The organism is Kitasatospora sp. NPDC057936, from assembly GCF_042887525.1.
Classification (GTDB): domain Bacteria; phylum Actinomycetota; class Actinomycetes; order Streptomycetales; family Streptomycetaceae; genus Kitasatospora.
Genome location: NZ_JBHVPD010000111.1, coordinates 1 through 14,757 on the forward strand (window position 1 = coordinate 1; position 14,757 = coordinate 14,757).

A 14,757-nucleotide genomic window follows, 5' to 3' on the forward strand; every position below is an offset into this window, starting at 1 on the left:
GGCCGGGCTGACGGCGCGCAACGCGGCGGCGGTGCCCGCGTACGGGCCCGCGCTCAACCTCGCCGGGGTGCTGCGGCTGGCCGGCGTCCAGCTGGGCTCCGCCGGGGCCGGTCCCGGCCGGGTGGCCGGGCTCGCCGCCGACCGGGTCGACCGGCCGGACGGCCTCGCCGGGGACGCGCCGGCGGCCACCGTCACCGTCCTCGTCGGCGCGCCGGGCAGCGGTCGCAGCACCGAGCTCGCCGCCCTCGCCGTGCGCCGCACCGACGGCGCCCGCCCGCTGCCCACGCTCTGGCTGCGCGGCGCGGACCTGCGGGCCGGGGACCGGTCGCTCGCCGAGCCGCTGGAGCGGGCGCTGGCCGGGGCGGCGGCCGAACTGGGCGTCGCGGCGCCCGCGCCGGAGCCCGTCGCAGCCCTGTGCGCGGCGGCGGGGCGGCCGCTGCTGGTCGTCCTGGACGGGCCGGAGGAGGCCCCCGTGGCGCCGGGCGCGGCCTGGCTGCGGGCCGCGGGGGAGTGGCTGACGGGCTGCGGGGCCCGGCTGCTGACGGCATGCGGGGAGGAGAACTGGGAGACCCCGGCCGCGGGGGAGTGGAGCGAGCCGGGCGACGACGGCCCCGCCGACGACCGGCACCGCGATGAAGCGCACCAGGAGGCCGCGAACGGCGACCTGGCCAGCGCCCCGACCGTACGGGTGGTCCGCCCGGCGCCGCCCAGCCTCGCCGTGCACCGCCTCGGGCCGCTGCCGGCCGAGGCGGCGGAGCGCGTCCGGCGCCGGTACGGGCTGCCGCCGTGCCGGCCGGGCGCCGCCGACGCGCGGCACCCGCTGGCGGTGCGGCTGGCCGGCGAGCTGTGGGCGCTGGAGCTGGCGGGGGAGCCCGCGGACCGGGGCGAACTGTTCGGCGCGTACCTCGACCTGCGCTGCCTGCGGGTGGCGCAGCAGCTGGCGCTGTGGCCGGCCGGCGAGGGCCGGACGCGCCGCCCCGGGGCGCACCGCAAGGGCGCGGTGCGCCCGGCCGGGCCGTCCGCCGGGCGGGTGCGGCGGACGGCCGCGGCGGTGGCCGGGCGGGTGCACGAGGCGGCCCGGCGGATGCTCGGCGCGGACCAGGGCGGGCTGGACCGGGCCGGGTTCGAGGAGCTGTTCCCGGTGGCGGGCGGCTGGGCGGGGGCGGTGCTCGCGGAGGGCCTGTTCGTGCCGGCCGGGCCCGGGGTCCGGTTCGCGCACGGGGAGTTCGGGGACTGGCTGCAGGGACTGCACCTCGACCTGGACGCGGCGCTGCGGCTGCTGCTCGGGGAGGACCGGGAGGACGAGGACGCCCGCCCGGCGGCCGGGGCGCGCGCGGTGGCCCGGCACCGGATCGGCCCGGTGGCGGCGGCGCTGCGCCGGGTGGCCGACACGTGGGGCGCGCCGGCCCTCGACCCGTGGCTGCACCGGCTGTGGCGGGCGCTGGACCTGCGCCCGCCGGGCGGCGAACCGGCCTGGTGGGCGGGCCGGCTGCTCGCGGCCGGGCTGGCGGCCAGTCCGGACGTCGCCGAACACCGCGCGCTGCTGGAGCAGTTGGCCGGCCGGATCGCCGAACGCGCCTTGCGGGACGGCGGGTTCGACGCGCTCCCGGCGGACGGGCTGGGCCGGTTCGGCCCGGCGTTCTGGACCGGGCTCGGGCTGTCCGTCGAGGACGAACTCGCCCTGCTGCGGCGCCTGGTGGTCGCGGACGGTCCCGGGCAGCCGTTCCTCGCGGCGGTCGCCGGGCGGCTGCGCGCGGACCCGGCGGCCGTGTTCCCGCTGCTCTGCGCGTGGTTCGACGACCGGCGCGGCCTGCCGGGTGCCCCCGGCAGGTCCGTCGCGGACCTCACCCACGACCTGCTCCTCGCCCACCGCAGGCTCGCCCTGGACGAGCTGGCCGACGCGCTGGCCGACGCCGCCCACCCCGGGGCGGACGCGCTGCTCACCGTGCTGGCCGCCGAGGAGCCGTCGGCGCTGTGCCGCGCGGTGGACCGCTGGAGCCACGACCGGCGGCCCGAGCGGCACGTCGCCGCCGCCGTGCACGCGCTGCGCGTCGCCCCGCACGCGTCCGGGGCCGGGCCCGAGCTGCTGCGCCACACCGCGCTGGCCCTGCTCGCCCGCGAGGACGAACCCGCGCTGCACGGCGCCGCGCTGGCGCTTCTGGTCGGCGATCCGCGGAGCCGGGCCGGGTACCTGCCGGCCGCGCTGGAGCTCCACCGGGCGGGCACCGACGGGTTCCTGACCCCGCGGGCGCTGGCCCCGGCCCTGGAGAGCGACCCGGAGCCCGTCCTGGCCGCGCTCGCCGACCGCCTGGCGGAGCCGCGCGCGCCCGTCGCCGAGACCCTGCGGGCGCTCGCCGACGCCGGCGCCCCGGTCGCCACCCGGCGGGGCGCCGAGCTGGCCGCCCGGCTGCTGCGGGAGCGCCCCGCGCTGGCCGGGCCGGTCGCCGCCGACTACCTGGGCCGCCGACTGGAGCGCGCCGCCGTCACGGGCCCGGCCGCCCGGCTGGAGCTGCGGCTGCTGCTGGGCGGTGCGCTGGCCGCGCGGGCGGCGGCGGTCCGGCAGCCGTTCGCCGAGGTGCTGTCGGTGCCGGTGGCCGATCCGGCCGCCGACGCGCTGCGCTGCGAGCTGCTCGACACCCTGCTGGCCGCCGAGAACGACCCGGCGGTGCTGACCGCCGCCGTCGAGCGGCTGGCCGACCACTGCGCGGCCGAGAAGCCGGCCCGCGCCCGTGCGGTGCTGGCCCGGGCGACCCCCGGGCTGCCGGCCGCGGACGACCTGCTGGTGCGCTGCGCGGGCCGTTCGGCGGCGTTCGCCCAGCTGCTGGCGCAGTGGCCGCAGGACGCCGCCCCGACTCCGCCGGACGGCCCCCGGCTGGCCCGGATGCGGGCCCTGGTGACGGCCGGGCGGGACCCGCAGTACGCCGCCGCGGAGGCGGAGCGGGCACCGTTCGAACGTGTGGTGCGCTCAACCCGCATTCCGGTGCCTGAGCAGGGGCAGGCGCATGGCACGCTATAGGGGTTCGGGTTTTGAGCGTTTGAGCGTACAGAAGGTACGCGCCGTAGGGAACAAGGAGCGGTCAGGGTGCAGCGCTGGCGTGGCCTGGAGGAGATCCCCGGTGACTGGGGACGCAGCGTCGTCACCATCGGCTCGTTCGACGGGGTGCACCGCGGACATCAGCTGATCATCGGACGGGCGGTCGAGCGGGCCCGCGAGCTCGGCGTCCCGTCCGTCGTCGTCACGTTCGACCCGCACCCGCGCGAGGTCATCCGCCCGGGCAGCCACCCCGCGCTGCTCGCCCCGCAGGCCCGGCGCGCCGAGCTGATCGCGGGCCTCGGCGTGGACGCCGTGCTGGTGCTGCCGTTCACCCCGGAGCTGTCGCAGGAGTCGCCGGAGACGTTCGTCCGGCAGGTGCTGGTGGACGCGCTGCACGCGCGCGTCGTCATCGAGGGCCCCAACTTCCGGTTCGGGCACCGGGCCGCCGGTGACGTGGCGCTGCTCACCGAGCTGGGCCGGGCGGCCGGGTTCGACGTCGAGGTGGTCGACCTCCAGGTGAGCGGTGCGGCCGGCGCGGGCGAGCCGTTCTCGTCCACGCTGACCCGCCGCCTGGTCGAGACGGGCGACATGGCCGGGGCCGGCGAGGTGCTCGGCCGTCCGCACCGGGTCGAGGGCGTCGTGGTGCGCGGTGCGCAGCGCGGGCGTGAGCTCGGTTACCCGACCGCCAACGTGGAGACGGTGGCGCACAGCGCGATCCCCGCCGACGGCGTGTACGCGGGCTGGCTGACCGCCGACGGCGAGAGGATGCCGGCCGCGATCTCGGTGGGCACCAACCCGACGTTCGACGGCACCGCGCGCACCGTCGAGGCGTACGCCATCGACCGGGTCGGTCTGGACCTGTACGGGCTGCACGTGGCCGTCGACTTCCTGGCGTACCTGCGCGGGATGGAGAAGTTCGACTCGATCGAGGCGCTGCTGGTCCGCATGGCCGACGACGTCAAGCAGGCCCGCGAGCTGACCGACGGCGTCTGAGCCGCGCCGCCCGGCCGGTACGAAAGACCTGGCCCGTGCGTAGGACCCGGCCTGTGCGAGAAGGGCCCGCCGACCTGGTCGGCGGGCCCTTCGGCGTCACTGCGGGGGCTGCGGCGGGTAGCCGTAGCCGGGGGGCGGCTGGTACCCGTCCGGCTCCGCCGGCGGGGCCGGGTGCGGGGCGGCGGGCTGGGGCCACGCCGGCGCGGGCGGCTGCGCGCCGCCGGGGTGGGGCTGCGGGTAGCCGTACCCGGCGGGGGGCGGCGTCTGGCCCGGCTGCGGGTAACCGTAGGTCCCCGGCGGCGGGGTCTGGCCGGGCTGCGGTGCCCACGGCGTGCCCGGGGCCGGCTGGGCGGCCGGTGCCGGGTACGGCTGGGCGGGGGCCTGGTAGGGCTGCGGCTGGCCGGGCTGCTGCTGCGCGTACGGCTGCTGCGGCGCCTGCTGCTGGGCCTGTTGCTGCCAGCCGCCCTGCTGCTGGGCGGCCTGCTGGGCCCGGATGATGTCCTCGCCGACCAGGGTGGCCAGCTCGAAGTACGCCTCGCGGACCTTGGGGCGCATCATGTCGAGGTCGACCTCGGCGCCGGCCGCCAGGCTCTCGTCGAACGGCACCACGATGACGCCGCGGCAGCGCGTCCGGAAGTGCGCCACGATGTCCTCGACCTTGATCAGCTTGGCGGTCTCGCGCACCCCGGAGACCACCGTGATGCTGCGCTGGACGAGGTCCGCGTAGCCGTGCGCGGAGAGCCAGTCGAGCGTGGTGGAGGCGCTGGAGGCACCGTCCACGCTGGGCGTCGAGACGATGATCAGCTGGTCGGCCAGGTCGAGCACCCCGCGCATCGCGCTGTACAGCAGGCCGGTGCCGGAGTCGGTCAGGATGATCGGGTACTGGCGGCCCAGCACGTCGATGACCTGGCGGTAGTCCGAGTCGTTGAAGGTGGTCGAGACGGCCGGGTCGACGTCGTTCGCCAGGATCTCCAGGCCCGAGTGCAGGTCCTGCGAGGTGAACTGACGGATGTCCATGTAGCTGCGCAGGTGCGGGATGGCCGTCACCAGGTCGCGGATGGTCGCGCCGGTCTGGCGCTTGACCCGGCGGCCGAGGGTGCCGGCGTCCGGGTTGGCGTCGATCGCGATCACCTTGTCCTGGCGCTCGCTGGCCAGCGTCGCACCGAGCGCGGTGGTGGTCGTGGTCTTGCCGACGCCGCCCTTGAGGCTGATCACGGCGATCTTGTAGCAGCTCATCACCGGCGTGCGGATGATCTCCAGCTTGCGGCCCTTCTCGGCCGCCGCGGCCTTGCCGCCGAACTGGAACCGCGGCTGCTGGCGCTGCTGCTTGGGCTGGCTGCGCAGCAGGCGGTCCGAGGACAGCTCGACGGCGGCCGTGTAGCCGAGCGGGGCGCCGTGCGCGGCCTGCTGCGGGGCGGGGCCCTGCGGGAACCCGGCGGGCGCCGGGGCGCCGGCCTGCTGCGGCCAGGGCTGCGCGGGGCCGGGCTGGGCCGGCGGGGCGGGCTGCTGGTAGGCGGCGGGCTGCGGCCAGCCGCCCTGGCGCGGGTCGACCGGCGCGGTCGGCGGAGCGGGCTGTGCAGGGGCGGGCTGTGCAGGGGCGGGCTGTGCCGGTGCGGGCTGGGGCTGCGGCTGAGCGGGCTGCTGCGGCTGGACGGGCTGCGCCTGGGCCGCGGCCTGCTGGGCGGCCCACGCGGCGGCCTGCAGGTCCTGCAGGTCCTGCGGGGCGGCGGGCGGCTGCGCGAACGACGGCGGGGCCGGCGGGCCGGGCTGCACCGGCGGCACGGCGGCGTGCGCGTCCGGGAACGGCTGCGGGTCCGCGTACGGCTGCGGCGCGGCCGGGCCAGGCTGCTGGTGCGCGACCGGGGCCGCCGGGGGCCAGCCCGGGGCGACGGCCGGCGGCTGCTCGTGCTGGACCGGGGCCGGCGGCGGGAAGGCGGCGTGCGGCGCCTCGGCCGGGGCGGGCGCCGGCCCGGGCGCGGCCACCGGGATCGGGGCGGGTGCGGGCGGCTGCTCGGCGACGGGGGCGTGCGCGTGGGCGGGTGCGGGCTCGCTCACCGGAGCGGGGAAGGACAGCGGGGCCGGAGCCGGAGCCGGCGGCGGCACGACGGCCGGGGCCGGGGCCTGGGCCGGAACCGGGGCCTGGGCCGGGCCCGCCGGATCAGGGGCGCCCTGAGCCGCCGGCTCGGCCGGGCCCGCCGCGCCGTCCGTCCGCACGTACCAGGACGGGGGAGTGTAGTCGGGGGCGTCGGACCAGTCGTCGTCGTCCTCCGCCGCGTTGTGGCCGACGTAGACGCCGTCCCGATCGCTGCTCACTAGGGCTCCCTCGTGTTCGCCGCCGCTTGTTCAGCGGTGCCGTTACCGCCTCAAGACTAGGCCGTACGGCCGACGTCGTTGTAGGCGGACTCCGATCCCGGCCGGTCGGCCGCACCGCTCAGGCGGGCGGGTCCACCCGGCGCGGCGCGCCCAGGAGCTGCAGCTCCGCCTGCCCGGCCACGGCCCGAACGTACTGACGGTGCATCCGCGTCGTCCAGAGCGTCAGGTCGTCGCCGAGGGCGGGCAGCGCGGCGACGTCCTCCGGCGGCAGCGACAGCGCGTGCCGCAGGATCCCGGCCTCCTCCGGCTGGACCCGCTGCACCCCGACGAGGTCGGCGGCGCCGACCAGCCGGGCGGCCTCCGGGAGCAGCCACGGCAGCACCGTCAGCGTGGTCTGCCAGGGCGTGGCGGACAGCCGGCTGCGCGGCGGGCGGGCGGTGAGGTCGCGCACCACCAGCACCGGCGAGGTGACGGACGCGCCCTGCGGGCCGAGCCGGCCGGCCTGGTGGACGGTCACGCAGGGCTGCCCGCCGCCCGCGGCCCGCGCCAGCGCGCTCCAGGCCTGCGGGCGGGCGGTCTCCACCGCGACGCGCGCGCCGGTCGAGGCGGCCCGCAGGGCGATCAGCCGGGCCGTCCACAGGCCGCCGACGAGCACCAGGTCGTGGGCGCCGGGCCGGAAGAGCCCCAGCACCGAGGGCCGGCCCTGGACGTCCACGCCGATCGGCACGCCGTCGTCGCCGACGGGGAGGGCCAGCGCGCCCAGGTCCGCGGCGGCCAGCACGTGCTTGTCCCGGCGGGGGCCGCGGAGGCCGAAGCCGGGCAGGATCCGCGGCCGGGGGCGCGGCCGCGCGGTGGCGGGGCGCGGGCGGGTCGGGTGGGCCATCAGGCGGTTCCTCCCAGCGGCAGGGTGGCGAGGACGCCGGGCGCCTGTTCCAGGTCGAGCCGGCTCAGGCCGAGGCCGGCGTTCCGGGCGCGGGACTCCACCTCGCGGCAGGTGGCGGCGAGTTCGGCCTCGTCGCGTCCGGTCAGCCGCAGGTGGCCGGCGAGGGTGACGGAGCCGCCGCTGGCGTGCCCGAGGGTGAGGCTGAGGGTGCCGGCCAGTGCGGGGGCGCCGGTGAGCCGGTTGACCAGCTCGGGCAGGGGCGGCTCGCCGGGGTGGCCGAGGCGGGGCCAGCGGGAGATCCAGTAGGTGCAGTGCCAGCGGTCGTCGATCCGCCAGTGGCGGCGGCCCTCCCGGGTCCGGCGGGTGGCGCTGGCGCCGGTGCCGCCGCCGCTGCCCTGGAGCCCGGCCGCCGCGAGCGGGTTGGCGCACGCGGCGGTGGCGAGGGCGGTGATCAGCTCGCGTTCGTCCAGCACCGTCGCGCGGAACCCGGCGCCGTCGAGCCGCCCGGCGAGCTGGTCGGTCACCCGCTGGAGCGCCCTGCGGGCGCCCTCCTCGCCGCCGCCGCGGGCCCGGACGGCGGTGGCGGCGCGCTCCGGGTCGAGCTTGAGCGCCACCCAGGTGAGCCGCAGCGCGGGGGTCGTGGCGCCGCCGGGCAACTCGCGGTGGGCGCGGGCGGCGAGCGACTGCTCGGGCAGGTGCGGGGCGGGGGCGGGCTGGGTGTACTGCACCAGCTGGACGGATTCCAGGGTGATGTCGTCGACCCGCAGCGCCGAGCACAGGACGTCCAGCGGGAGCGGCCGGTCGCCGCGCGCCGGGCGCAGCGGCCGGTCCCTGGACTGGACCAGCAGCACCGAGCCGAGGTAGGTGCCGTCGCCGATCATGCCGGTCTCGCGGCGCACCGTCCGTCCGCCGAAGTCGGCCTCGGCGGCGTGGGTGTACGTGCGCAGGGCCGGTTCGAGTTCCAGCACCGGGGCGAGCGTCGGGTCGGCGCCCGGCGGCGGAAGGGTCGAACTGGCCACCCTGAGCCGGGACCTGAGCGCGGATCGGGCCGAGAGGAGCTCCGGGAGGGTCCGGCCGCGCAGCGGGACGAGGCCGGCCAGGACCAGGGCGAGGCCGAGCGCGCCGAGCACGGCGGTGGCCGTCCGGCCGATCGTCCAGCCGATCGCGACGAGGGCCAGGGCGGCCTCGACCAGCACGAGTCGACGGAGCAGCCGGCGGCCGCCGGGCAGTGCGGACGACGAGTGGACGCGGACCGCGGCGGGTCGTCCGCCGCCGGCGGGCGGCTGCCCGCCCGGTGCCGTGCCACGTCGTCCCGGAGCGGTCTGGCTTGGCATCCCCCGGCTGACCCCCACTGCTCGGTTGACAGGCCGCTGGCTCGTCAACGGACCGTGCCCGTACGGTACTCATCGTCCGCTGCCGCATCGTAGAGGGTTCGAGCGCGTTCTCGCCCGCGATGGCGGACTCGGGGGCAGGGCCGGTCGGACAGGGGAGACGACGAGGATGGCATCGCGGCGGGACGAGCTGAACGCGTACACCTTCGCCCGCAGGCGGATGGTGGGCGCGTTCCTGCTGCCGGGTGGCGGGGGCGGTGACGAGGACGCGCCGCGTCCGCTGCGGGCGGTGCTGCCGGGTCTGGTCGTCGGGGCGGTGGTGGTGGCCGGGTTCGGGGTGTGGGGGGTGTTCCGCCCGAGCGCCCCGCTGCACTGGGACGACGGGCGGAACGTGGTCCAGGGCAAGGGGTCGACCACCCGGTACGTGGTGCTGACGGACCCGGACGGGCGGACGAAGCGCCTGCACCAGGTGCTGAACATGTCCTCGGCGCGGCTGGTGCTGCCGGCCGGCGCGAAGGTGGTGGTCGTCGACGACGACGTGCTCGACCGCTACCCGAACCACGGTCCGACGATCGGCATCCCGTACGCCCCGGACAAGCTGCCCGGCAAGGAGAACGTGAGCCGGGCGATGAAGTGGTCGGTGTGCGACCGCCCCGGTTCGGACGCGAGGCAGGAGACCGTCGACCAGGCGCTGTTCGTGGCGGCGGGCGCGGACGCCGCGACGCTGGGCGCCAAGGGCCAAGTGCTCGGGCCGGAGCAGTTGCTGCTGGTCCAGCAGGCGGCGGACCAGCAGGTCACCGCCGCGGCCGGGGCCGGACCGGGGGACGCGGGGGTCTACCTGGTCGACGCGCAGGGCCGTCGGCACCGGATCGGTTCCCCGCAGGCGGACGACCACGAGCGGAAGTCGCTGATCACCGCGGTCTTCGGGCCGAACGCGGTGCCGCAGCCGGTCAAGCGCGAGTGGCTGGACACCCTGCTGCCCGGCAGCGCCGTCGTCTTCCCGCGGGTCGACGGGGCCGCGGACAGCCAGGGCGCCAACTCCACGGTGGCGCTGGAGAACCAGGCCGACCGCAGGATCGGCCGGCTGGTGCACTACCGGGACCGCAATTACGTCGTCGGCCGGGACCGGCTGTTCCTGGTGACGCCGTTCCAGGCCGATCTGATCCGGCAGAACCCGGCGTACCAGATGCTGTACCGGTACGACCAGGACAAGCAGCCCCGCAACGACGAGATGACCCCGTCCGACCAGGCGAGCTTCGGCACGGCCACCCCGCTGCCGAACGCGGGGGACGGCGACTGGCCGCTCAAGTCCGGTGCGCCGGTGAACGACCGGCAGGACCGGCAGGACGCGCGCACCGTCGTGTGCAGCACCTTCGACGGCGTCGCCGAGGACGGCCGCACCCCGAAGCGCAGCGTGTGGGCGGGCCCGGAGTACCCGGCGCAGTACGACAACGGCGCGGGTGCGGCCCACGTGACGCCCGGCCACGGGCTGTTCTACCGCGCGACGGACAACGGCGCGGGCGGCTCCGGCACCGACTTCCTGATCACCGAGACGGGCCTGCGCTACTCGGTGCCCGCCAACGGCGACGGCGGCCGGGGTCCGTCGGCCCCGCAGGGAGCCCCGCCGGGCCAGGGCGGTGCCCCCACGTCGTCCCCGCCCCGGCCGAGTACGGCGGGCCCGGCGGCTCCGGACCGGACGGAGGCGCCGCAGCAGCCGGACGAGCCCGGCGGCAACCAGGCGCGCCTCGGCTACCAGGGGGTCCAGCCGCTGCCGGTCCCCCGCGAGTGGTCGGACCTGGTGCCGGCCGGCCCGCCGCTCAGCGCGAAGGCCGCGGCGCAGCAGCAGAACGCGTGATCGGCCGTGTGCCCAGCGGGAGTTGTGGGCCCGTCGGGGCCGCTGTCACGGTCCGGTGACTACTCTGCGTTCGGAGTTGGGTGAGCTGCGTATGCCGACTACAGTGCTCCTGGACATCACAGGGGTGATGACCCGTCGGGTCGGACGGCCCGTCGGTCATGGAGTGTCTGTCTGTTGGGGGACGGTGGAGCATTGAGTGCCAACCAGTTCACGATGACCGCGCAGGAGATGCAGGCTTTCGCGAGGCACATCGAGGAGGTCATCGGCAAGATCGGCCAGGAGCGCACCAAGCTCAACAACACGGTGGAGCACGTCGGTGCCGGCTGGGCAGGCCAGGCGGCCGAGGCCTACAAGGCGCTCCAGCACCGGTTCAACGAGGACATCGACGCCCTCAACGGGTCGCTGAAGGCGATCAAGGACGCGATCGAGCTGACGACCAAGTACTACGCGGAGACCGAGGCCCAGCAGCAGCAGCAGTTCAGCGGCGCCCAGGGCTGATCGCCGCCCCCGGCCCGCCTTCCGGGCCGGACACCGATCACCGCACCGCGAACTGCCCGCATCCTCGATTGGGAGACATCGTGACCGACCGGATCCTCGTCAACTTCGACGCCGTCCACAGCGCCGCCGAGCAGGTCAAGGCCTCGGCCGCCCAGATCGACCACCTGCTGCAGGAGCTCAAGCAGGGCGTCACCAAGATCTCCGCGAGCTGGGAGGGCGCGGCCCAGCAGGGCTACCGGGCCCACCAGGCGAAGTGGGACGCCAAGGCCGCCGACCTCCAGCAGGCCTGCGCGCAGATCGCGGCCGCGCTGGAGTCCGCCGCGCACGGCTACCGCGCCACCGAGACCAAGAACACCAACGCCTGGACCTGATCGCTCCTCCCGGCGGGAGGGACGGACGGGCGGGGCGGGTGCCCGGATCCCGGGCGCCCGCCCCTGCGCGCGGGTGCGGCCGGACGACGTGAGGGGAGGCAGGGTGTCCGCACGCGGGTACCGCAGGACGGCCGCGGCCCTGGCCGCGTTCGCGGTGCTGGCCGGTCCGGCCGCCGCCCCGGCGCGCGCCGACGGCCCCGGCGTGGCCGCCGCCGGGGACTGCCCGTCCCCCGCGCCCGACGTGCAGGTCGTGCCGTGGGCGCTGCAGCGGCTGCTGCTCGACGAACTGTGGCAGCACGGCCGCACGACCGGCGAGGGCGTCACCGTCGCGGTCGTCGACACCGGCGTGGACGACCGCAACCCGCAGCTGGCCGGCCGGGTCGCGGACGGCGGCAGTCTGCTGGTCGACCGGGAGAGCGGCAAGCGGGTCGAGGGCGGCGGCAAGGACGACCAGGTCGGCCACGGCACCAAGGTGGCGGGCATCATCGCCGCCGCCCGCTCCGACCGGACCGGCTTCGTCGGACTCGCCCCGGGCGCGAGGATCCTGTCGATCCGGCAGAACGACAGCGCGGGCAACGGCGACGTCGCCACCCTCGCCGCCGCCGTCACCCAGGCCGTCCGGGCGGGCGCGCGGGTCGTCAACATCTCGCAGGACGTCCGCGGCGCGGACACCACCGGCTTCACCGGCTACGCCGAGCTGAAGACCGCCGTCGAGTACGCCGAGGCGAACCGCGCCGTGGTGGTCGCCTCCACCGGCAACGACGGCCGGGAGGGCGACACCTACCCGGGAGCCTTCCCCACCGTCCTCGCCGTCGGCGCCTCCGACCGCAACGACGAGCGCGCCTCCTTCTCCCAGTACGGCGACTTCGTGAAGGTCGCCGCGCCCGGCGTCGGCGTGCTCTCCACCGTCCCGGGCGGCGGCCAGTGCGCCGACAGCGGCACCAGCTTCGCCGCCCCGTACGTCTCCGGGCTGGCCGCGCTGCTGATCGGCGCCCACCCCGGCTGGAGCGCCGCCCAGGTGCGGGCCTGGATCGAGCAGACCGCGCAGCGCACCGAGCACGGCCCGAACCGCTTCATCGGCTGGGGCGTGGTGGACCCGGTGCGGGCCGTCACCAGGGCCCCGGACGACCCGCCCGCGCAGGCCTCGCCGGACGCGCCCGTGCGCCTCGCCGCCGTCCCGGTCGTGCCCCGCCCGGCCGGCCTCGGCGAGACCCGGGCCGACCGCGACCGCCGCACCGCGACCTACGTGCTCGGCGCGGGCGCGCTGCTCGCCGCGCTGGTGATCGGCGGCGGCGTCGTCCTGCGCGACCACCGGCGCCGCACCGCCGGCTGACCCGGCCGCCCGCCCCCGCCCAGCCACCCTCACGGAGCCGTCCCCCCAGACCGTGCTCCCCCAAAGTCGCCCCGACCCGGCTGTAACATCCCGCGCCGGCCGCCGCATCCAAGAGGTGTCAGCGACCACGAGCCATGGGGGACAGCGCAGATGAGGCGGATCGGGGCGGGCCGGGAGGCCAAGGACGCGGAGTTCCTGGAGCTCGTGTCCAGCCGGACCGGTCAGCTGTACCGCTCGGCCTGCTTGCTGACCAGCGGCGACACCCACCACGCCGAGGACCTCGTGCAGGAGGCCCTCGGCCGGATGTACGTCCTCTGGCGGCGCAGCGCCTGGACGGGCGGGTGGCACCGGATCGACAACCCGGCGGCCTACGTCCACACCGTCATGGTGCGGACCTTCCTGGCCCAGCAGCGCCGCCGCTCCAGCACCGAGCGCCCCACCGGCGACCTGCCCGAGCCCGAGGGCCGGGAGGCCGACAGCACGCTGCGGCTGACCCTCCTCGACGCGCTCGGCCGGATGCCGGCCAAGGACCGGGCGGTGCTGGTCCTGCGCTACTGGGAGGACCGCAGCGTCGAGGAGACCGCCGAGGTGCTGCGCGCCTCCTCCGGCGCGGTCCGTACCCGCACGACCCGGGCCCTGGCCCGGCTGCGCACCCTGCTCGGCGACTCCCTGGCCGAACTGGCCACCCGCTGAGCCCCGTTCGACACCCGACCGACGACATCCGAACCGAAGAGACGGTGATCAACCATGTCCGAACCGGACACGTTCGAGGACGACCTGCTCTACGCGATGAGCCGCACCGGCGAGGCCTTCCGCTCCGAGCGCGCGGGCCTGGCGGCCGGCGGCCTGGACCTCGGCCGCCGCCGCTGGCGCCGCCGGTCCGCCGCCGCCGTGGTGAGCGGCGCCGCCGCGCTGGCCCTGGTCGGCACCGGCGCGTTCTACCTCTCCGGCGCCACCGGCGGCTCCCCGGTCGCCGCCCCGGCCGAGGCCGCGGCCGCCCCGGCGACGAGCGGCGCGGGCACCGCCCCCCTGACCGCGACCCCGGCCGCCACCGCGGCCGCGACCAAGGCGGCGGCGCCGGCCGCCCCCGTCACCGACAAGGAGATGCTGGCCGCCTTCCAGGCGCTGCTGCCCAAGGGCGAGGTGACGGAGGCCAAGGGCGAGGGCACCGAGAAGAGCACGACCCCGTACGCCCAGCTGGTCTTCGACGACGGCCAGGGCAAGTCCCTCATGAGCGTCTCGGTCCAGAAGTTCTACAAGGGCCAGGAGCAGCAGCGCAACTGCCCGACGGACCTCAGGCTCGCCAACCTGGACTCCTGCAGCGTCACCACGCTGCCGGACGGCTCCACGCTCATGCTCTCCCAGGGCTACGAGTACCCGGACCACCGCGCCACGACCAAGGAGTGGTGGGCGACGGTGAGCCGCCCGGACGGCGGCCAGGTCTCCTTCAACGAGTGGAACGCGGCGCAGGAGAAGGGCGCGCCCGACAGCCGCCCCAACCCGCCGATCACCCTGGAGCAGGCCAAGGCGATCGTCACCGACAAGGTCTGGGACAGGGCCGTCGCGGCGGTCCGCTACAACGGCATCGACCCGGCGGTCGAGGATCCGGGCGTCACGCCGGACGAGAAGCAGGCGATCCTGGCCGGGCTGCTGCCCGCCGGCTTCGCGGTCCAGAGCCGCACCACCCACCTCGTCACGGACATGTACCAGCTGACCGGTCCGGACGGGGCCAAGGGCTCGATCTCCGTCCGGCTCGCGAACTGGTCGCGCCCGTTCGACGACCCGCAGACCCAGCAGTCGATGGACCGGGGCCGCGCCTCGCAGCTCAAGGACGCCACCGTCCTGCCCGACGGCACCAAGGTCGTCGTGAACGAGCCCGGCAGCGGGTCCAACCCGAAGTTCCCCTACACGCGGGCCGCGGAGCTGCACCCGGACGGGACGTACATCGAGGTCGACGCCACCGAGGGCAAGGACCTGCTCACCCTCGACCAGCTGAAGGCGATCGCGGCGAGCCCGAAGTGGCAGGTCAGGAAGTAGGGACCCGACGACACGGCGGTGGGCCCCGGGGGGGGGGGGCCCCGGGCGCCCCCGCCCGGGGGGGGGGGGGGGGGGGGGCCCGCGGATGGGGGCCGGGGGGGGGGGAAAA

General features: G+C 77.0%; 11 protein-coding genes. 8 read left to right on the forward strand and 3 right to left on the reverse strand.

Features of this window, described 5'->3' with window-relative positions:
• On the forward strand, nucleotides 1-3,016 hold a 3,016-nt coding region (locus tag ACFVU9_RS38730), incomplete at its 5' end, for a serine protease (RefSeq protein ID WP_387601709.1).
• 66 nt (nucleotides 3,017-3,082) lie between these two features.
• A complete protein-coding gene (locus ACFVU9_RS38735) occupies nucleotides 3,083-4,027 on the forward strand; it encodes a bifunctional riboflavin kinase/FAD synthetase (RefSeq protein WP_380507793.1) in 945 nt (314 codons plus the stop codon).
• A gap of 96 nt (nucleotides 4,028-4,123) precedes the next feature.
• Here the strand turns inward: ACFVU9_RS38735 and ACFVU9_RS38740 are convergent, their stop codons facing one another.
• The 3 genes from ACFVU9_RS38740 to eccE all read right to left on the reverse strand — a co-directional run bounded on the left by ACFVU9_RS38740 (nucleotide 4,124) and on the right by eccE (nucleotide 8,557).
• Entirely contained in the window at nucleotides 4,124-6,340 is a 2,217-nt protein-coding gene (locus tag ACFVU9_RS38740; RefSeq protein ID WP_387601712.1) for a MinD/ParA family protein, read from the reverse strand.
• Between the two features lie 118 nt (nucleotides 6,341-6,458).
• Complete coding sequence (locus tag ACFVU9_RS38745) at nucleotides 6,459-7,223, reverse strand: hypothetical protein (protein WP_380437550.1); 765 nt, start codon at nucleotides 7,221-7,223, stop codon at nucleotides 6,459-6,461.
• The gene (eccE, locus tag ACFVU9_RS38750; protein WP_387601715.1) at nucleotides 7,223-8,557 is read right to left on the reverse strand and encodes a type VII secretion protein EccE; all 1,335 of its coding nucleotides are present in this window, start codon (nucleotides 8,555-8,557) and stop codon (nucleotides 7,223-7,225) included. Before eccE ends, ACFVU9_RS38745 begins: the two co-directional genes overlap by 1 nt.
• A gap of 166 nt (nucleotides 8,558-8,723) precedes the next feature.
• Here eccE and eccB point away from each other — a divergent pair, with 166 nt between their 5' ends.
• From eccB to ACFVU9_RS38780, 6 genes are all read left to right on the forward strand, one after another.
• Nucleotides 8,724-10,409 carry a type VII secretion protein EccB gene (gene eccB / locus ACFVU9_RS38755; RefSeq protein ID WP_387601718.1) on the forward strand — a complete coding sequence of 562 codons (1,686 nt, stop codon included), beginning with the start codon at nucleotides 8,724-8,726 and terminating at the stop codon, nucleotides 10,407-10,409.
• 192 nt (nucleotides 10,410-10,601) lie between these two features.
• Nucleotides 10,602-10,907, forward strand: coding sequence for a WXG100 family type VII secretion target (locus tag ACFVU9_RS38760; protein ID WP_380437556.1), 306 nt, complete (start codon nucleotides 10,602-10,604; stop codon nucleotides 10,905-10,907).
• Nucleotides 10,908-10,987: 80 nt separating this feature from the next.
• A complete protein-coding gene (locus ACFVU9_RS38765) occupies nucleotides 10,988-11,278 on the forward strand; it encodes a WXG100 family type VII secretion target (protein ID WP_380437558.1) in 291 nt (96 codons plus the stop codon).
• Between the two features lie 103 nt (nucleotides 11,279-11,381).
• Nucleotides 11,382-12,611 (forward strand): type VII secretion-associated serine protease mycosin, encoded by a 1,230-nt coding sequence (mycP, locus tag ACFVU9_RS38770; RefSeq protein ID WP_387601722.1) that lies wholly within the window; start codon nucleotides 11,382-11,384, stop codon nucleotides 12,609-12,611.
• 150 nt (nucleotides 12,612-12,761) lie between these two features.
• On the forward strand, nucleotides 12,762-13,304 hold the full coding sequence (locus ACFVU9_RS38775) for a SigE family RNA polymerase sigma factor (RefSeq protein ID WP_380437562.1): 543 nt from the start codon (nucleotides 12,762-12,764) through the stop codon (nucleotides 13,302-13,304).
• 54 nt (nucleotides 13,305-13,358) lie between these two features.
• The gene (locus ACFVU9_RS38780) at nucleotides 13,359-14,648 is read left to right on the forward strand and encodes a hypothetical protein (protein WP_387601725.1); all 1,290 of its coding nucleotides are present in this window, start codon (nucleotides 13,359-13,361) and stop codon (nucleotides 14,646-14,648) included.
• Nucleotides 14,649-14,757: the final 109 nt, after the last annotated feature.

Excerpts from the sequence above, each read along its gene's own strand:
- ACFVU9_RS38745 (WP_380437550.1), bottom strand. The coding sequence starts at position 7,223 with ATGGCCCACCCGACCCGCCCGCGCCCCGCCACCGCGCGGCCGCGCCCC.
- eccE (WP_387601715.1), bottom strand. The coding sequence starts at position 8,557 with ATGCCAAGCCAGACCGCTCCGGGACGACGTGGCACGGCACCGGGCGGG.
- eccB (WP_387601718.1), top strand. The coding sequence starts at position 8,724 with ATGGCATCGCGGCGGGACGAGCTGAACGCGTACACCTTCGCCCGCAGG.
- ACFVU9_RS38775 (WP_380437562.1), top strand. The coding sequence starts at position 12,762 with ATGAGGCGGATCGGGGCGGGCCGGGAGGCCAAGGACGCGGAGTTCCTG.
- ACFVU9_RS38780 (WP_387601725.1), top strand. The coding sequence starts at position 13,359 with ATGTCCGAACCGGACACGTTCGAGGACGACCTGCTCTACGCGATGAGC.